Source organism: Rathayibacter sp. YIM 133350, from assembly GCF_037404875.1.
Lineage (GTDB): Bacteria > Actinomycetota > Actinomycetes > Actinomycetales > Microbacteriaceae > Orlajensenia.
In genome coordinates this window covers 137,850-155,638 of record NZ_JBBELO010000018.1, presented here as the reverse complement: position 1 = coordinate 155,638, position 17,789 = coordinate 137,850, and the positions used below count along the sequence as shown (strand labels likewise).

Sequence of the window (17,789 nt, the reverse complement as noted above, 5' to 3'; positions counted from 1 at the left end):
CCTTCCAAGATGGGTGGCGTTCCCTTCGACAGGCTCAGGGAACAGTTCCTGCGAAACCCGCCACATGCCGTTCGCTGAGCCTGTCGAAGCGTCGCAACGTGCCTTCCAAGATGGGTGGCGTTCCCTTCGACAGGCTCAGGGAACAGGATCTCATCTCACAGAGCCGGGAGAGTACCTGCCTAGACCTCCGACACCTTAGTTGACATAATGCGCATTATCGGTTGTTATTCGGGTGGCTGGAGCGGGGCGTGATCACGGCGCCGATGGACCCAGGGCCGCCTCGTCCGGAACGGAATCCGAGTGCTTCAATTCGATGAGGATCGTGTGCGTCGGCGTCTCACCGGTGTTCTCGCCGGCGTGACGTTGCGCCGGCAGCCAGACCGCCTGGCCCGCGTCCAGCGCGACGTTCGCCTCGCGATCTCCGACGAACAATCGGCGCTGAAAATCACTCAGAGTCACCATGACGCTGTCGGGATGCACGTGGAACGTGGTCGCCTCGCCCGGCAGGTCCGAATATCGCAGCACCCGTACGAGCTCGTTCTCCCAGAGCACGGAGTAATGCTCCGGGTTGATCACCACGGGATCTTCATGGATCATGGCCGAACTCTAGACCCAGCCCGGCGATCCCACCGGAACGCTCAGCGCACAGCGCGCTTCACGAGCTCGCTGATGCGCTCCTCATCGGCGGCCGTCAGTTCCGTCAACGCGAAGGATGTGGGCCACATCGTGCCGTCGTCGAGCTTCGCCGCATCGCTGAAGCCCAGGGTCGCGTACCGGATCTTGAACTTGGTCGACTCCTGGAAGAAGCAGATGATCGTGCCGTCCTTCGCGTAAGCGGGACTGCCGTACCAGAGTCGGGACGCGAGTTCGGGCGCCGCCGCGGTCACGATCGCGTGCACGCGCTCCGCCATGACCCGATCCCCGTCACTCATGCCGGCGATCTTCTCCAGCACGGCCTTCTCGGCCTCGGCACGCGTCTCCGACGCCTTCAGTTCCTTCGCCCGTTCCCTCATCGCGGCCCGCTCCTCGGCTGTGAAGCCCGACTTCGTGCCGGACGTCGCCGTCGCGGATGCCGCCGTCGCGTCTGCCATGGACCTTCCTTTCCTGAGTGTTTCCTGTGAGCGCTCAACCGCCGACGTAGGCGGCGAGGTGCTCCCCCGTGAGCGTCGCCCGGTCGGCGATGATCTCTGCCGGTGTGCCCTCGAAGACGATCCGGCCGCCGTCGTGACCGGCTCCGGGACCGAGGTCGATGATCCAGTCCGCATGGGCCATCACGGCCTGATGGTGCTCGATGACGATCACCGACTTGCCGGCGTCGACGAGACGGTCCAGCAGCCGCAGCAGGTTCTCGACGTCGGCGAGGTGCAGGCCGCTCGTGGGCTCGTCGAGCACGTACACGTCGCCGCTCTCGCCCATGTGGGTGGCGAGCTTCAGGCGCTGACGCTCGCCTCCCGACAGTGTCGGCAGAGGCTGCCCAAGACTCAGGTAGCCCAGGCCCACGTCGGCGAGGCGCTGCAGGATGGCGTGCGCGGCCGGCGTGCGCGACTCCCCCGTCGCGAAGAAGCCCTCCGCATCCGTGACCGACATGGCGAGCACTTCGCTGATGTCACGGCCGCCGAGCCGGTACTCCAGCACGGAGGCGTCGAAACGCTTGCCCTCGCAGACCTCGCACGTCGTTGCCACTCCCGCCATCATGCCGAGATCGGTGTAGATCACGCCGGCACCGTTGCAGTTGGGGCACGCGCCCTCTGAATTCGCGCTGAAGAGCGCGGGCTTGACGCCGTTCGCCTTGGCGAAGGCCTTGCGGATGGGATCGAGCAGCCCGGTGTAGGTAGCGGGATTGCTGCGCCGCGACCCGCGGATGGCGCCCTGGTCGATCGAAACGACCCCGGCGCCCGCGGGGATCGACGCGTGGATGAGCGAACTCTTGCCCGAACCGGCCACCCCCGTCACGACGCACAGCACCCCGAGGGGAACGTCGACGTCGACGTCCTTGAGGTTGTGCGCCGTGGCTCCGCGGATCTGGAGGGCGCCACGAGCAGGTCGCACGTTCGGCTTCACCGACACCCGGTCATCGAGGTGGCGCCCGGTGAGCGTTCCACTCCCCCGCAGTTCGGCCACGGTTCCCTCGAAGCAGATGGTTCCGCCGTCGCTTCCGGCGCCGGGACCGAGGTCGACGACGTGATCGGCGATCGCGATCATCTCGGGCTTGTGCTCCACCACGAGCACGGTGTTGCCCTTGTCGCGCAACCGCAGCAGCAACTCGTTCATGCGCTGGATGTCGTGGGGGTGCAGTCCGATGCTCGGCTCGTCGAAGACGTAGGTGACGTCGGTCAGCGCCGAGCCGAGGTGCCGGATGAGCTTGGTGCGCTGGGCCTCGCCGCCGGAGAGGGTTCCCGACGGGCGATCGAGCGAGAGGTAGCCGAGCCCGATCTCGACGAAGGACTCCAGCGTGTGCCGCAGTGAGGCCAGCAGCGGCGCGACCGATGGTTCCTGCAGTCCGGCGATCCACTCGGCGAGGTCGCTGATCTGCATGGCGCAGGCATCCGCGATGCTGACGCCGCCGATGCGCGAAGACCGCGCGGCCTCGCTCAGCCGGGTGCCACCGCAATCGGGGCAGGGGCTGAAGGTCACCGCTCGATCCACGAAGGCCCGGATGTGTGGCTGCATCGCCTCGCGATCCTTCGAGAGCATCGACTTCTGGATCTTGGGAACCAGGCCCTCATAGGTCATGTTGATCGACTGCAGCTTGACCTTCGTCGGCTCCTTGTAGAGGAAGTCGTGAAGCTCGGTCTCGGTGTAGTCGCGAATGGGCTTGGCGGGATCGAGAAAGCCCGACTCGCTGAAGATGCGCACCATCCACCCGTCGGCCGTGTAGCCCGGAATGGTGATCGCGCCCTGCGTGAGCGACTTGGTGTCGTCGAAGAGCTGGGCGAGGTCGATGTCGGTCACCGACCCCATGCCCTCGCAGCGCGGGCACATTCCGCCCGTGACTGAGAACGAGTCGCTGAGCACCGCGCTCGAGCCGCGCTCGATGGTCACCGATCGCGACCCGGATGCCGACGCGACGTTGAACGAGAAGGCCTGCGGCGGGCCGATGTGCGGCTCGCCGAGTCGGCTGAAGAGGATGCGCAGCATCGCGTTCGCGTCGGTCACGGTGCCGACGGTGGATCGCGGGTTGGCTCCCATGCGCTCCTGGTCGACGATGATCGCCGTGGTGAGGCCTTCGAGCACGTCCACGTCGGGCCGCGCGAGCGTCGGCATGAAGCCCTGCACGAACGCACTGTAGGTCTCGTTGATCATGCGCTGGGACTCGGCGGCGATCGTGGCGAAGACGAGCGAGCTCTTGCCCGATCCCGAGACGCCGGTGAACACGGTCAGCCGGCGTTTCGGGATCTGCACGTCGATGTCGCGCAGGTTGTTCTCGCGCGCGCCCTGCACGCGGATGACGTCGTGGCTGTCGGCGACGCGCGACACGGACGGCTCGATCTCGACGGCACTCACCTTCATGGTGCGTCCATTCTCTCCGAATCCGCCCCCGGTCGCATCGAAGATCTCCCCCGCACGCGTATCGTGTGAAACATGCTCATTCTGGTGATCGTCCTCATCGTGCTGTGGCTCATCCTCGCGATCGTCGGATTCGCCATCAAGGGTCTGCTCTGGCTCGGCATCATCGGCATCGTGCTCGTCATCGCGACGATCGTCATCGGCGCCGTGCGCCGCAACACGCTCTCGAAGCGGTCGGGTCCCACGGCCTAGAGCACTCGCATCCGGACCGCTCAGATGGCCTCGAGCAGGTCGCCGTCGTCGACGATCTCGCGCGAGAGCACCCGGTAGCCGCCCTCGTCGAAGAAGACCGTGATGCGATCGGGCTCGATGCTCATGACCCGGCCCTCACCCCACGTCGAGTGGCGCACCGGCTGATCGAGCCTGAAGCCGTCGTCGGGCGCCGTCTCGGCGGCCTCGACCGCGGCGAATTCGTACGCCGTGCCGCTCTCGCAGGTGTCGCAGTTGCCGCAGGGCTCGGTCAGCTCGTCTCCGAAGTACTCCAGCAGGAACTGGCGTCGGCAACGCTCGGTCTCGGCGTAGCCCCGAATCATGGCGAGCCGGGACTCCGCGATGCGGATGCGGCGCTCTACGACCTCCTCCACAGCCGTCGCGGCATCGGTCGAGGCCGCTCGAGGCAGCCGCTGGCAACGGCCGTCCTCTCCCACACGGATGAGGGCAGCCTCACGCAGCAGGTTCACGATGTTCTGCACCGTCCGCGCCGCCATGGCCGTGGATGCGGCGATGTCGTTGACGGACGCACCGCCACCTTCCGCCGCGATGGCCTCGTCGACCGCGAGCACCCGGTCGCGGTCGGGGCTGCCGCCGGCGAAGAACCGTCGCAGTCCCAGGTCTTCCGCCCGGTAGTGCAGGGTGGCCTCGGCGCGCTCGCCGTCGCGGCCCGATCGGCCCACCTCCTGGTAGTACGCGTCGAGGGACTCGGTGATGTCGGCGTGCACGACGAAGCGCACGTTCGGCTTGTCGATGCCCATGCCGAAGGCACTGGTCGCCACGACGACGTCGAACTCGTCGGCGAGGAAGCGCTCATGCGTCTCGCGGCGCAGTCGGGTGCCCATGCCGGCGTGGTAGTAAGCCGCTCTCAGCCCGCGACCGGCGAGCTCCTCCGCGAGCGTCTCGGTATCGGCCCGCGTCGCCGCGTACAGGAGGCCAGGATGCGCGGACCGCACGACGCGATCGATGACCGACTCCGTCTTGTCGCGGTCGGACTCGTGCCGCACCACCGCGAGGTGCACGTTCGGCCGGTCGAAGCCGCCGACGAGCACCCGCGGAGTACGCATCCCCAGCCGCTCGATGATCTCTGCACGCACCGGCGAGGAGCCGGTCGCCGTGAGGGCGAGCGTGCGCGGATGGCCGAGCGCCGCGATCACGTCGCCGAGGCGCAGGTAGTCGGGGCGGAAGTCGTGTCCCCACGATGAGACGCAGTGGGCCTCGTCGACGACGAACAACGACACGCCCACCTCGGCGAGCTCCTGCATGACCTCGTCGCGGGCCAACTGCTCGGGGGCGAGGAAGATGAACTCCGCCTCGCCGGAGGCGACGGCCTGCCACGAGCGCTCCGTCGCGCGTTCGCCCTGCTGCGAGTTGATGGCGACGGCCGACTCCTCGCCGGTCGCCGCGGCGATGTGGCGCACCTGGTCGAGCTGCAAGGCGATGAGCGGTGAGACCACGACGGCCGGGCCGTCGAGCAGGTGCGCGGCCACCTGGTAGATGGCCGACTTGCCGTACCCGGTCGGCATCACGGCGAGCACGTCGTCTCCCTGCTCCACCGCGCTGATCGCGTCGAGCTGCGCCGGCTTCAGCGCCTCGATGCCGAACACCCGCCGGGCGACACGGGACGCCCTCTCCCCCACACCTGCTGTCGCTGAGTCCACCGATCGAGGTTATCCCGCGTAACGCGCCGTCCGAATGCGAGCGACGATCACTTTCTGGGAATACGCTGAGCACGATCGGTCGTCACCATCGACACAGGGAGACAGAACATGTCCACGCCAGTATCCGGTTCGCTCTTCGACGCCTTCAGCCTCGATGCGAAGCAACTCGCAAAGTCCACCGTCAACAGCGTGCGCATCGCACTCGGCATCAGCGGCGTGGTCGCCCTGCTGGTCGGCATCCTCATCACCTTCTGGCCGAAGAGCGCCGCCGCGGCCATCACCGTGCTGCTGGCGGTCTACTTCATCGTGGCCGGTCTGGCCTACCTCGCCATCGGCATCTTCTCGAAGGGCCTGACCGGGGGCGCACGCGCTCTCGACATCATCCTCGGAGTGCTCTACGTGATCGCCGGTGTCCTGGCGCTGTTCAACGTCGCCGGCACGGCGGCGTTCCTCGCGGTCTTCCTCGGGCTGCTCGTCGGCATCGCGTGGATCGTGGAAGGCGTCGTGACCCTGGCGCAGCTCGGCGACGCGCCCTCCAAGGGCTGGGCGATCTTCTTCGCGGTGCTGAGCATCGTCGCAGGCATCTTCCTGCTGTTCTCGCCGGTGTGGGGTGCGATCGTGCTGTTCTGGTTCGCCGGCATCAGCCTCATCGTGCTCGGCCTCATGCAGATCGTGCGCGCCTTCACCTTCGGCCGCGGCGTGGCAGCCGCGGCCTGAGCGCTCAGGAGAAGTCGGCGGTGTCCCCGACGTAGCGCGTGTGGTCCTCGGGGATGGGGTCCACGGCCGCGGCAGCCACCTCGGCGGCGAACTCGCTCACGTTGTAGAGCCGGCCGGCGGCATCCTTGCGTGCCGAGATCGCGCCGGGGTTCGCGCGCTCCAGCAGGGTCGCCGTGATGGTGCCCTCGATCATGTCGCCGGAGACCACGACGAACTCGATTCCGGATGCGTCCAGCTCGCCGATGCGCCCGCGCAGGGCATCCTCACCGGCGCGCTTGCTGCGGGCCACCGGCTCGTACTCGGGCATGGTCGGCGTGGTGGCGATGAAGTGGGCCTGGTGGCTGGTCACGAACACGACGCGCGACCCCGACCCCATGAGGGGAAGAGCCGCATCCAGCACGCGCAGCTGGGCGTCGCGGTTGAGCTGCATGGCGTAGTCCTCGGCCATGCCCGACTCCATGCCGCCCGACGCGTTGAGCACGAGGATGTCGAGCGAACCGTACTCGGCTGCGATCGTGCGCATCAGCTCGGCGACGGAGTCGGCATCGGTGAGGTCGGCGCCCACGGTGATCGCGGTGCCTCCTTCTGCCCGGATCGCCTCGGCGAGCTTCTGGGCACGCGCCTCCTTGTTGCGGAAGTTGATCACGACCCGCGCGCCGGCCTGTGCGAAGTAGCGCACGGTGTCGGCGCCGACGCCGCGGGAGGAGCCGGTCACGAGAACGGACTTCCCGGCGAGGGATGCGGGGGGCAGCGGGTTGGTCACGGCGTGCTCCTTGATGTGGCGAACGATGCGGCTGCCGCGGAACGGCGCGCCCATCGACACTATCAACTGCCCCGATCCCGGCCGGCTTGCTGATAGTTTCGAGGAACACCCACCAGCACTGGAGCGCTCATGGACGACGTGGTCTCAAGCTACGCCTGGATCGTCTGGCTCGTGCTGATCCTCGTGTTCATCACCATCGAGATGCTCACGCTCGAGCTCACCTTCCTCATGATCGCCATCGGAAGCCTCGGCGGGCTCGTCGCCGGCCTGCTCGGCGCGCCATGGTGGCTCCAGATCGCGGTGACGGCCCTTCTCGCCGTCGTGCTGCTGGCCTTCATCCGCCCGCCGCTGCTGCGGGCGCTCAAGCGCGGGGGTGATCCCGCCCGCAGCAACGTGGACGCGCTGATCGGCATCGAGGGCACTGTCGTGATGTCGTTGGTCTCGGGTGCAGGGCAGGTGCGGCTGCAGAACGGCGAGACCTGGACCGCCCGCCTCTCCCCTCTCACCGAGCAGCGACCCGTCGCCGCCGGGGAACGTGTTCTCGTCACCGCGATCGACGGCGCCACCGCCGTCGTCGTGCCCGCTGAAAGGATGCAGCCGTGAACGACACCGTCGCGACGATCATCGTGATCGTCATCATCGTCATTCTCGCGATCTTCGTGCTCGTGGTGCTGTTCAAGTCGATCCGCATCATCCCGCAGGCGTACGCCGGCGTGGTCGAGCGGCTCGGCCGCTACCACAAGACCCTCAGCCCGGGGCTGAACCTGCTGATCCCCTTCGTCGATCGGGTGCGACCCCTCGTCGACATGCGTGAGACGGTCGTCTCATTCCCGCCGCAGCCCGTCATCACCGAGGACAACCTCGTCGTCTCGATCGACACGGTCGTCTACTTCCAGGTGACGGATGCGCGGGCCGCCACCTACGAGATAGCCAACTACCTGGGTGCGGTCGAACAGCTCACCACCACGACGCTGCGCAACGTGGTGGGCGGCCTCAACCTCGAAGAGGCGCTCACGAGTCGCGACAACATCAACGGCCAGCTGCGCATCGTGCTCGACGAGGCCACGGGCAAGTGGGGCATCCGGGTCAGTCGGGTCGAGCTCAAGGCGATCGATCCGCCCGTCTCCATCCAGGACTCGATGGAGAAGCAGATGCGCGCCGAGCGCGATCGCCGCGCGCTCATCCTGACCGCAGAGGGCACCAAGCAGTCGGCGATCCTGACTGCCGAGGGCGCCCGGCAGGGCGAGATCCTGCGTGCGGAAGGAGACGCCCGCGCCGCGGTGCTGAGGGCGCAGGGCGAGGCGGAGGCGATCCAGACCGTCTTCCGCGCCATCCACGAGGGCGACCCCGACCCCAAGCTGCTGGCCTACCAATACCTGCAGACGCTGCCGCAGATCGCCCAAGGCCCTGCCAGCAAGCTCTGGATCGTGCCGAGCGAGCTCACCGAGGCGCTGAAGGGCCTCGCGACCGCATTCGTGCCCGACGGAAACCAGAACGGCGGCCCGCGTGCGACCCGGGCCCACACCGTCACTGCCCCCGCCGCCGGTGCGGCACCGTCCGCCGACCCCTCGACGCCGACCGGCTGAGATGACGGCACCGTTCCTCGAGAGCGAGTACCCCCGTGTCTTCGCTCATCGCGGCCTGGCGATCGATGCGCCCGAGAACACGCTGCTCGCCTTCAAGCGCGCCATCCAGGCCGGTGCAACACACCTGGAGACCGACGTGCACGCGAGTCGGGACGGCGTCGCCGTCATCAGCCACGACCCCGACCTGCGCCGCCTCGTCGGACGCGACGCGCGCGTCGGCGACCTCACCCTCGATGAGCTGCACTCCATCGATCTCGGGCACGCGCAGAGCTTCTGCAGCCTCGCCGAGGCGCTGGGTGCCTTCCCGGCTGCCCGCTTCAACATCGACGTCAAGGACGACGCCGCCATCGGGCCGACTGCCGCCGCCGTCGCAGCTGCGGCCGCCACAGATCGGGTGCTCATCACCTCCTTCTCCGAGCACCGCCGAAGCGGCACGGTGCAGCTGCTGCCCGGGGTGGCGAGTTCCGCGTCGTCGCTCGTCGTCGTGCGCGCGGTCCTTGCCGCGAAGCTCGGATGGCGGGCGGAGCTGCGGCAGGCGTTGAACGGGCTGGTCGCCCTGCAGATCCCCGAGCGCCGATTCGGACTGCCCCTGGTGACGCGCCGCGTCGTCGACGCCGTGCATCGCGCGGGAGCCGAGGTGCACGTCTGGACCGTCAACGACCCTGCCGCGATGGAACGCCTCTTCTCGCTGGGCGTCGACGGCATCGTGACGGATCGTTCGGACCTCGCCGTGGCCGTGGCGCGCGCCGACCCGCGACACCGGTCCTCCCCCGCTACACCCTGAGAGCCCGCTGTGCAAGAGGGGCCCCGCCGCAAGGGAATGCCCAGCTTGGAGGGCTATAACTGTTGAGGCAGTGAAAGGGGTCCACCATGGCTGATCGGAGTTTGCGCGGCATGCGCCTCGGCGCACAGAGCCTGCAGAGCGAAGAGGGTGTCAGCTTCGCGCAGCGTGTCAATCACACCTACCGCTGCTCGAACTGCGGTCGTGAGACCGTGATGACGTTCTCGGCTGAGGCCGAGGCGCCCGAGGCGTGGGAGTGCAAGACGTGTGGCCACGAGGCCACGTTGATCGTCGACTCGAAGCCGGTCGAGATCGACCACTCGGGCGACAAGGTCGCCCGCTCGCACTGGGACATGCTCTTGGAGCGTCGCACCATCGAGGAACTCGAGGAACTGCTCGAGGAGCGCCTGCAGATTCTGCGCGCGCGTCGCGGGCAGCAGAAGATCGGCGCCTAGTCCGATCCTTCGGAGTTCGATAGGGGCTCGGCCGACACGGCCGGGCCCTTTCTTCGTGCCCGCAGCCGGTCGGAGATGCCCCACAGCGTGACCCGCCAGAGCGCCTCAGCGACGATGCCGGAGTGCATCTTGGATGCGCCGTGCTCTCGCTCGACGAACACGATGGGATGCTCGGCCACCACGTGGCCGCTGCGCTCGGTTCGCCAGGCGAGTTCCACCTGGAAGCAGTAACCCTGACTCGATACGGATGCCGTGGTCAGCTCGCGCAGCACACGCGCGTCGTAGACCCGGAACCCGGCGGTGATGTCGCGGATACGCGAGCGCAGCAACGCGCGCGCGTAGGCATTGCCGCCGCGCGAGATCGCCTGGCGGTACGCCGGCCAGTTGCGCACGGCGCCGCCCGGCACCCAGCGGGATCCGATCACGAGGTCGGCCCCCGCGCGGGCCAGAGCGAGCATTGCCGGCAGCTCCGCCGGGTCGTGGGAACCGTCGGCGTCGATCTCGACGACGTGGTCGTAACTTTCCGCGAGAGCGTGGGCGAAGCCGGTGAGGTAGGCGGCGCCCAGTCCGTCCTTGCCCGGGCGGTGCAGAACGCCGACACGGTCGTCGGCGGCGGCGATGCCGTCGGCGATCGCACCCGTCCCGTCGGGGCTCGCGTCGTCGACGATGAGCACGTCGGCGTCGGGAACGGCGCCGCGGATGCGTTCGACGATCGCGCGGATGCTCTCCGACTCGTTGTAGGTCGGCACCACGACCAGGACCCGGCTCACTCGCCCTGCTCCCGGCGCCGTCGACGACGGAAGGCCAACCCGCAGGCGAGCAGCCCCGCGAGGGCGCCGACGACGATCACTCCGGGCGTCCACGCCCCGAGCACGACCGCTGGCGTGGATCCGACGCGCAGCGGCACATCGGTCACCATCGAGCCGGCCGTTCCGGCCGGCAGCGCGTCGATCGTCCTGCCCGTCGGATCGATCACCTGGCTGCGCCCGACGGTGGAGATGTTGACGGCCGAACGACCCGTCTCGATCGTGCGCAGTCGCGCGATCGCGAGCTGCTGCTGGTTCTCATCGGTGCCGCGGAAGTCGGCATTGTTGGTCTGGAGGAAGTAGACCTCGGCGCCGTCGTTCTCGCCCTCCCACATCAGGTCGTCGTAGATGACGTCGAAGCAGATGGCGAGCCCGGCGACGGTCTTGCCGAGATCGAAGACAGGGGCATCCGTTCCGGGGGTGTAGCCGCGCTGCACGAGACCGATGAGGTCGGGGGCGAGTGCGTAGTAGAAGTCCCGATCGGGGATGTACTCGCCGAACGGGACGGGATGGCGCTTCGAGTAGCGGTCGACGGCGCCCTCTCCGGCGCGCCAGAGCAGGGAGGTGTTGAAGTACTCCTCGCCGCTCTTCGTCACGGTGTTGAGTACGAGGGGCGCGTCCAGCTGCTCGCTCAGGCGGTCGAATTCCCGAGCCACCGCCGCGTCGCGCGTCGGGTCGATGTCCGACCCGCCCTCCGGCCAGACGAGCACGTCGATGTCGGGAACCTCCAGTACCGGGCGCGTGGCCTCCAGCTGGGAGTTCAACACGTCGCCGGCCGAGCGCTTGTCGAAGTAGCCGGTGGGCCCGTTGCCCTGCACGCTCGCCACCCGCAGCGATCCGTGCGGCGTCGTCGACCAGGCGGGAGCGGCGATGGCGAGCACGACGAGGGCGACCGCGGGAATCGCGGTGCGTGCATCACGCCAGCGCGCGAGCCGCGCCCACTCGATGAGCATCGCGGTGATGGCCACCATCACGAAGCTGAGGCCCGTGAACCCGATCCACGAGACGACCTGGGCGAAAGGACTCTCCGACTGGCTGAGCGCCGCCCGTCCCCAGGGGAAACCGCCATAGGGCATCGAGCCGACGGCCTGTTCCCGAACACACCACAATCCAGCCACGAGCATCGGCAGCCCGATCAGGCGGAACCACAATCCACCGACGGCGGGCGCCCAGCGATAGGCGAGCGCGATGAGCACGGAGCCCGCCGCGACGAAGGACGACTCGAGGCCGGAGAGCGTGAGCCACGGGATCGGGCCGAGGTAGAGCGCGGTCCACGAGACCTGGCGCAGGTAGAAGACCACCCCGAAGACGAAGCCGACGCCGAGGGCCGACCACGACCGGCGGCCGACGAGGGAGATCAGGCACAGGCCGATGCCGAGGAAGGCGAGCGGCCACACATCCGCGTCCGGGAATCCGAGGTCATAGACGAATCCGCCGGCGGCCGCGGTGAGGAAGGCAGCCCACAGCGGCAGGATCGGCGTCGCACGCCCACGAGCAGCGCCGGGAGTCACCCGATCAGCATATGCGCGCGACGGCATCCGCTAGGTCACGGCCGGCTGGGAGCGTTCTGCCACAGGGCTCTCAGGCGACGGTGCTGTAGGCGACGATGCCACGGCGCACCTCATCGATGGCCACCCGGGCGTTGCGGGCGACGGGATTCTCGGCCACGACCGACAGCTGGTCGAGCAGGTCGATCGTCTGCTTCGTCCAACGCACGAAGTCGCCGGCCGCCATGTCGGCCTCGAGCAGGACGTCGCTGAGCCGTCCACCCCGCGCCCACTTGTTCATGGCAAGGCACAGGCTTGTAGCCAGGGGGGAGCTTCCGGGCAGCTTGTTGTCACGCTCGACGTCGTCCAACCCGCTCCAGAGCAGCTGCGTCGCGTCCAGCGCCGCCGGGAAGGCACCGCGGGGAAGGTAGCGCTCGATCGTCTCGCCCTCCTCCCGGCGCGGCTCGTAGACGAGCGCGCACGCCATCGCCGCCAACCCGGCCGGGTCGAGGTCATTCCACAGCCCGCGGCGCAGCGCCTCGGCCGCGAGCAGGTCGCGCTCGCCGTAGATCCGCCGCAGCATCTTTCCGGCGGAACTCGCTCCGAGTCGCCCCCTCGCATCCCGCTCGAGGTACTCCAGGCTGACCAGCACATCGGTCACGCGATCGAACACGCGCGCCACGGCCCCGGTGCGCGACCGGATCTGCTGCTGCAGGGCGTCGGTCTCGCGCTTCAGCCGCCACCAGCGCTCGGCCCATCGGGCGTGGTGCTCGCGGTCGGGGCAGCCGTGGCACGGATGCGCCCGCAGCTTCTCGCGCAGCCGCGCGAGGTCGCGTTGCCGGTTCTGGCGTGCCGCGTGCGACTGGCCCTCGGCCCGGGTGCCCTGCTTCTCGAGCTCGGTGAGCTGCCGGCGGATGGCGGCGTACTCGCCGAAGTCGCCGAGGTGGCAGCGCATCGACTCCTCGTACCCGGCGAGGGACTCCTGCTGCTGGCGCACCTTGCGGGCGAGGTCGACGACCGAGCGATCGGCCTGGAACTGCGCGAACGAGGACTCGAGGATCTCGCGCGCCCGGTCGCGCCCGAATTGCTCGATGAGGTTCACGGCCATGTTGTAGGTGGGCCGGAAGCTCGAGTTGAGGGGGTAGCTGCGCCGCGAGGCGAGCGAGGCGACGGCTTGGGGGTCCAGGCCCTCCTGCCACTGGATCACGCAGTGGCCCTCGACGTCGATGCCCCGACGGCCGGCACGACCGGTCAGCTGGGTGTACTCCCCCGGCGTGATGGGCACGCGGGCCTCGCCGTTGAACTTCTCGAGCTTCTCCAGCACCACCGTGCGCGCCGGCATGTTGATGCCCAAGGCGAGCGTCTCGGTCGCGAAGACGACCTTCAGCAGCTTGCGCTGGAAGAGCTCCTCGACGACCTCCTTGAAGGCGGGCAGCAGGCCGGCGTGGTGGGCGGCGACCCCGCGTTCGAGACCCTCGAGCCACTCCCAGTAGCCGAGCACCGCGAGGTCCTCGTCGTTCATGGTGCGCGAGCGTTCCTCGGCGATGCGCCGGATCTCGGCGCGCTCGTGGGCGGCCGTGAGCCGGATGTCGCTGCGCAGCACCTGGCGCACCGCCTGGTCGCAGCCGGCCCGGCTGAAGATGAAGAAGATGGCGGGAAGCAGGTTCTTGCCCGCGAGCAGCTCGATGAGAGCCTCGCGCGGCATGCGCGACTCGCGCGCCATCGGCCGGTGATAGCTTCCGCGGTCTCGCCCGCGGCGCCCGGCCGTCGAGCGGCCCTGGATGGAACGGCCGCCGTAGGCCGCCAGCTGCACGAGCTCTGGGTTGACGCGGTTGCTGCCCGCCCGGGTGGACGAATCGAACAGGTCGACGAGCTTGGTGCGCATGAGCACGTGCTGCTCGAGGGGAACGGGCCGCTCCTCGGAGACGATGACGTCGGTGTCGCCGCGCACGGCCTGCAGCCAGTCGCCGAACTCCTCGGCGTTGGAGACGGTGGCGCTGAGCGAGACCATCCTGACGACCTGCGGCAGGTGGATGATGACCTCCTCCCACACCGCCCCGCGGAACCGGTCGGCGAGGTAGTGCACCTCGTCCATGACGACGAAGGCGAGGTCGGTGAGCAGGTCGGAGTCCGCGTAGAGCATGTTGCGCAGAACCTCGGTCGTCATGACGACCACGCGCGCGGAGGAGTTGATGTTGGTGTCGCCCGTCAGCAGGCCGACCTCCGAGGCGCCGTACTCGTCGACGAACTCGTTGAACTTCTGGTTCGAGAGCGCCTTCATGGGCGTCGTGTAGAACACCTTGGCGTTGGAGCGTCGCATCGCCAGGAAGACGGCGAACTCCGCGACGATCGTCTTGCCCGCGCCCGTCGGTGCCGCGACGAGCACGCTCCTGCCCTCTTCGAGCGCGGCGCAGGCCGCCACCTGGAACGGGTCGAGGTCGAACCGCTGAGCGGCTCGGAACTCATCGAGCAGGGGCTGGCGCTGGGTGGCGCGGAAGGCCGCGTAGCGTTCGGCGGGCGAGGGAGTGCTCACGAGCCAAGCCTACGTTGGCGGGGCGGCGCATCCGGGCGGCAGGGCACCGAACCCGCTACGCGGCGTACTGGGCGTTCAGCGCGGCCTCGCGACGATCCATTCGGCGATCGTGCAGCCAGGCGACGCCCCACGCGGCGAAGTAGAGCACGACCATCGGGATGGCGAGCAGGAACATGGAGACGACGTCGGCCGCCGGCGTGGCGATCGCGGTGAACAGGCAGATCACGATGATCGCCCAGCGCCACGAGCGCAGGATGGATGCGGCGCTGATCACCCGCGCGAAGTTCAGCAGCACGAGGAACGCGGGAAGCACGAAGGCGATGCCGATCGCCACCACGAGCTTGAGCACGAAGTTGAAGTAGGTGCTGGCCTCGAGGAAGGTCACCGTGTCGGGAGGAGCGAAGCCGGCCATGAGCTCGACCACGTGGGGCAGCACGAACCAGCCGGCCGCGCAGCCGGCGAAGAACAGCGGCACAGCCGTGAAGAAGAACCCGAAGGTGTACTGCTTCTCCTTGCGCGTGAGTGCCGGGAGGAAGAAGGCGAACACCTGGTAGAGCCACATGGGACTCGAGATGATCAGGCCGACGTAGAAGGCGATCTGCAGCTTGAGGTCGAAGGCTGAGGTGATGTTGGGGTAGTTGATCTGGGCGTCACGGTGCTGCGCCTGTGCGATCGTGATCACGGGACCGCGAAGGGCCTCCCAGATGTAGTCCGAGGCGAGCCAGCCGATGATGGCCCCGACCGCGATGCCGGCGGCCGAGAGGAAGAGTCTCTTGCGCAGCTCGAGAAGGTGCTCGCCCAGCGACATCCGGGCTTCGCGGTTGCTGCGCCGTCGGGAGCGCACTGCCACGGTTGCTAGGGCTTTGTCGTGGGTTCGGCGGTTCCGCTGTCGGAACTCTTCACCGTCGTCGTCGTCGCATCCGCGGCGGGAGCCTGCGCGGTGTCGACGACGCCGTCGGCCGACTTGTCCGCGGGCTTGTCGTCCGAGCGCACTTCGGCCTTCAGGATCTTCATGGACTGGCCGAGGCTGCGGGCCAGCGCGGGCAGCTTGGGAGCGCCGAAGAGCAACAGGATCACGACGAGGATGATCAGGAAGTGCCAACCGGTGAGGTTGCTGAACATGAGGGCGGTCCAATTCTGCGGGGAAGAGGGCTCCAGTCTAACCTGCACGGGGCGGTGCACCCTGTGAGTTGGGGCGGCGCGCCCGCGCGGGAAGGGCCGGTGATCAGGCGGTGTACTGCGCGGCGCCCGCGCGCGCCCACTCCTGCACCGCCTGGCGGGCCTCCGCAGGCTCGAGAACCCGCATGAGGCCGGCATGCGCGGCGATCAGGCGCTTGAGCGCGTGGTAGTGCGCGACGCGCAGGCGTACCCGCACGGTTCCGCCCGACTGCTTCGACACCTCGTCCGGCCGGAAGTCGGCGAGCAGCCCCACGGCATCGGCCGGAAGCTCGATGAGCACCTCGCGGTCATCGGGCGATCCCTGGAAGAGGGTGTCGGGCAGTGCGACCTCGTCGGCGCGATGCCCGATGGGCTCAGCGCTCGGAGTGAGGGCGCTCATCCGGTCCAGCCGGAAGGTGCGCACGGCCTGCCGGTTGTGGCACCACGCGCGCAGGTACCAGTCCTGGTCGCTCGACTCGACGCGCAGCGGATCGACGGTCCTGCGCTCGGTGTCGCCCTGCGCGTTGCGGTAGTCGAAGGAGAGCCGCGTCGCGGAGGCGAGGGAGGCCCGGATCACGGCGAGAGCCGCGTCGGGGGCGCTGCCGCCGACCGCGAGCTCGCGGGGCGTCGAGGAGGCGCCGCGCGAGAGCTTCGCCTGCAGGGCTGCGATCGCCTCGCTGTCGGCGTTCTCGGGAAGCGCCGAGAGGTACTGCAGCCCGGCGATGAGGGCGGAGGCCTCGCGGGCCGAGAACCGCGGCGTCTCGTCGATGACGACGTTCCGCGTGAGCGCGACCATGCCCTCGTCGAGGGCGTCGTAGTCGATCTCGAAGAGGTCGTTCGCGAGGTACGCCTTGGACTCCCCCGGGATGCCCGTCATGGGCAGCAGTTCGACCGTGCGGCGCACGAGGTCCGGCGTGACGTCGAAGTGCGCGGCCACCTCGTCGATGGCGACCTCGCCGCGCTCGAGCAGGTAGGGCACGAGGGAAAGCATGAACAGGGTGCGCTCCGGACCGAGCAGGGAGCGGCGACGGGCTTCAGTCATGAGAGACTCCGTCCTCGTGGTCGGCCGCGACGCGCTCCAAGCGCTCGCGCACGGCGTCGGCGAGCGTATCGGGGCGCAGCACCCGGACCTCGGGACCGAAGGCGGCCAGTTCGTCGGCGAGGATCGCCGGGTCGGTGAAGTGCAGCGTGATGCGGCCGTCTGCGCTCTCGGCCGCGTTGCGGTGCGAGAGCCGCACCGCGGCATCCGTCGCCGCCTGCACGAGGATCTCGGCCGTGTTCGAGCGGAACAGCACCTCCAGCTCGGCCAGCGCCCGTTCGGCCGCACCGGCGGTCGGCGCCGCCGGCAGCGGCGTCTTCGGCTTGGCGAGAACGGGTCCGACGATGCGCGACAGCAGGAACGTGCGGGTCTCGTTCAGGTCGAGGTCGTGGGCGTACAGGTGCCAGCGTCCGTCGAACTGCACGACGGCCAGCGGCAGCACCGTGCGCTGCCGCGGGGAGGACCCGCCCGCCTTGACGTAGGGGAACGTGACGACGCTCTCGCCGAGCGCGGCCTGCAGCGGGTCGAAGGCGGCCTCGCGGATGCGGATGCGCGGCGCGTAGCCCACGAGGGGCTCGCTCGCCTCGACGCCGCGGGAGCTGAGCTTCATGAGGGCCCGCCGGGACTGGTCAGAGAGCGATCCCTCGCGCCACGCGGCGCCGGCCAGCGCGAGCAGGCTCGCCTCCTGCGGCGAGAACTCGATGTCGGCGGGCAGGTCGTAGAGCTTCTTCGGGATGAGGTAGCGCAACGCCGTGTTGTCGCCGGGACGATCGGGCGAGTCGATGGTCTCCAGCGGGATGCCGAGGTCGCGCAGGTCGTCCTTGTCGCGCTCGAACTGCCGCTCGAGCGCGACGTTGGCCCCGCCGACGCTGTAGCGCTGGCTGTACCCCTGCACCGTCGAGAGGATGTCGGCCTTGGTCAGGCCGTTCTCGCTCGCCATGAGGGCGAGCACGAGGGAGAACAGTCGTTCTTCGACCGTGACGGGACTGGCGGGCACGATGCCGATCCTAGTCGGGGCGAGGGTGC

Annotated in this window: 18 protein-coding genes; 6 read left to right on the top strand and 12 right to left on the bottom strand. The window is 68.8% G+C overall.

Annotated features, from left to right (window positions below; translation table 11 throughout):
* Positions 1 to 252: 252 nt before the first annotated feature.
* The 3 genes from WDJ51_RS05235 to WDJ51_RS05225 are packed head-to-tail and all read right to left on the bottom strand — an operon-like array spanning position 253 to position 3,510.
* Complete coding sequence (locus WDJ51_RS05235) at positions 253 to 597, bottom strand: cytoplasmic protein (RefSeq protein WP_337851375.1); 345 nt, start codon at positions 595 to 597, stop codon at positions 253 to 255.
* A gap of 41 nt (positions 598 to 638) precedes the next feature.
* Positions 639 to 1,091 (bottom strand): iron chaperone, encoded by a 453-nt coding sequence (locus WDJ51_RS05230; RefSeq protein WP_337851374.1) that lies wholly within the window; start codon positions 1,089 to 1,091, stop codon positions 639 to 641.
* A 34-nt stretch (positions 1,092 to 1,125) separates the two neighbouring features.
* Positions 1,126 to 3,510 (bottom strand): excinuclease ABC subunit UvrA, encoded by a 2,385-nt coding sequence (locus WDJ51_RS05225; protein ID WP_337851373.1) that lies wholly within the window; start codon positions 3,508 to 3,510, stop codon positions 1,126 to 1,128.
* Between the two features lie 72 nt (positions 3,511 to 3,582).
* On the opposite strand from WDJ51_RS05225, the gene WDJ51_RS05220 reads away from it, so the two are divergent.
* Positions 3,583 to 3,759: a hypothetical protein gene (locus tag WDJ51_RS05220; protein ID WP_337851372.1), complete on the top strand. Its 177-nt coding sequence runs from the start codon at positions 3,583 to 3,585 to the stop codon at positions 3,757 to 3,759.
* A 20-nt stretch (positions 3,760 to 3,779) separates the two neighbouring features.
* Here the strand turns inward: WDJ51_RS05220 and WDJ51_RS05215 are convergent, their stop codons facing one another.
* Entirely contained in the window at positions 3,780 to 5,438 is a 1,659-nt protein-coding gene (locus tag WDJ51_RS05215; RefSeq protein WP_337851371.1) for a RecQ family ATP-dependent DNA helicase, read from the bottom strand.
* Positions 5,439 to 5,546: 108 nt separating this feature from the next.
* Between WDJ51_RS05215 and WDJ51_RS05210 the strand changes: the two genes are divergently transcribed.
* The gene (locus WDJ51_RS05210) at positions 5,547 to 6,155 is read left to right on the top strand and encodes an HdeD family acid-resistance protein (RefSeq protein ID WP_337851370.1); all 609 of its coding nucleotides are present in this window, start codon (positions 5,547 to 5,549) and stop codon (positions 6,153 to 6,155) included.
* A 4-nt stretch (positions 6,156 to 6,159) separates the two neighbouring features.
* Here the strand turns inward: WDJ51_RS05210 and WDJ51_RS05205 are convergent, their stop codons facing one another.
* On the bottom strand, positions 6,160 to 6,918 hold the full coding sequence (locus WDJ51_RS05205) for an SDR family oxidoreductase (protein ID WP_337851380.1): 759 nt from the start codon (positions 6,916 to 6,918) through the stop codon (positions 6,160 to 6,162).
* Positions 6,919 to 7,047: 129 nt separating this feature from the next.
* Between WDJ51_RS05205 and WDJ51_RS05200 the strand changes: the two genes are divergently transcribed.
* The 4 genes from WDJ51_RS05200 to WDJ51_RS05185 all read left to right on the top strand — a co-directional run bounded on the left by WDJ51_RS05200 (position 7,048) and on the right by WDJ51_RS05185 (position 9,740).
* Complete coding sequence (locus WDJ51_RS05200) at positions 7,048 to 7,521, top strand: NfeD family protein (protein ID WP_337851369.1); 474 nt, start codon at positions 7,048 to 7,050, stop codon at positions 7,519 to 7,521.
* Complete coding sequence (locus tag WDJ51_RS05195) at positions 7,518 to 8,504, top strand: SPFH domain-containing protein (RefSeq protein WP_337851368.1); 987 nt, start codon at positions 7,518 to 7,520, stop codon at positions 8,502 to 8,504. Before WDJ51_RS05200 ends, WDJ51_RS05195 begins: the two co-directional genes overlap by 4 nt.
* 1 nt (position 8,505) lies before the next feature.
* On the top strand, positions 8,506 to 9,288 hold the full coding sequence (locus WDJ51_RS05190) for a glycerophosphodiester phosphodiesterase family protein (protein WP_337851367.1): 783 nt from the start codon (positions 8,506 to 8,508) through the stop codon (positions 9,286 to 9,288).
* A gap of 86 nt (positions 9,289 to 9,374) precedes the next feature.
* Positions 9,375 to 9,740 (top strand): RNA polymerase-binding protein RbpA, encoded by a 366-nt coding sequence (locus WDJ51_RS05185; RefSeq protein WP_337851366.1) that lies wholly within the window; start codon positions 9,375 to 9,377, stop codon positions 9,738 to 9,740.
* Here WDJ51_RS05185 and WDJ51_RS05180 read toward each other — a convergent pair.
* The 7 genes from WDJ51_RS05180 to WDJ51_RS05150 form a co-directional block, all read right to left on the bottom strand.
* Positions 9,737 to 10,510, bottom strand: coding sequence for a polyprenol monophosphomannose synthase (locus WDJ51_RS05180; protein ID WP_337851365.1), 774 nt, complete (start codon positions 10,508 to 10,510; stop codon positions 9,737 to 9,739). The two genes, WDJ51_RS05185 and WDJ51_RS05180, sit on opposite strands and share 4 nt — an antisense overlap.
* A complete protein-coding gene (lnt, locus tag WDJ51_RS05175; protein WP_337851364.1) occupies positions 10,507 to 12,057 on the bottom strand; it encodes an apolipoprotein N-acyltransferase in 1,551 nt (516 codons plus the stop codon). The genes WDJ51_RS05180 and lnt overlap by 4 nt, the downstream gene beginning before the upstream one ends.
* A gap of 70 nt (positions 12,058 to 12,127) precedes the next feature.
* Positions 12,128 to 14,566, bottom strand: coding sequence for a DEAD/DEAH box helicase (locus WDJ51_RS05170; RefSeq protein WP_337851363.1), 2,439 nt, complete (start codon positions 14,564 to 14,566; stop codon positions 12,128 to 12,130).
* A 55-nt stretch (positions 14,567 to 14,621) separates the two neighbouring features.
* Positions 14,622 to 15,416 (bottom strand): twin-arginine translocase subunit TatC, encoded by a 795-nt coding sequence (tatC, locus tag WDJ51_RS05165; protein WP_337851362.1) that lies wholly within the window; start codon positions 15,414 to 15,416, stop codon positions 14,622 to 14,624.
* A gap of 5 nt (positions 15,417 to 15,421) precedes the next feature.
* Positions 15,422 to 15,688 carry a twin-arginine translocase TatA/TatE family subunit gene (gene tatA, locus WDJ51_RS05160; RefSeq protein ID WP_337851361.1) on the bottom strand — a complete coding sequence of 89 codons (267 nt, stop codon included), beginning with the start codon at positions 15,686 to 15,688 and terminating at the stop codon, positions 15,422 to 15,424.
* A gap of 103 nt (positions 15,689 to 15,791) precedes the next feature.
* The gene (locus tag WDJ51_RS05155) at positions 15,792 to 16,766 is read right to left on the bottom strand and encodes a helix-turn-helix transcriptional regulator (protein WP_337851360.1); all 975 of its coding nucleotides are present in this window, start codon (positions 16,764 to 16,766) and stop codon (positions 15,792 to 15,794) included.
* Positions 16,759 to 17,760 carry a helix-turn-helix transcriptional regulator gene (locus tag WDJ51_RS05150; RefSeq protein WP_337851359.1) on the bottom strand — a complete coding sequence of 334 codons (1,002 nt, stop codon included), beginning with the start codon at positions 17,758 to 17,760 and terminating at the stop codon, positions 16,759 to 16,761. The genes WDJ51_RS05155 and WDJ51_RS05150 overlap by 8 nt, the downstream gene beginning before the upstream one ends.
* Positions 17,761 to 17,789 lie beyond the last annotated feature (29 nt).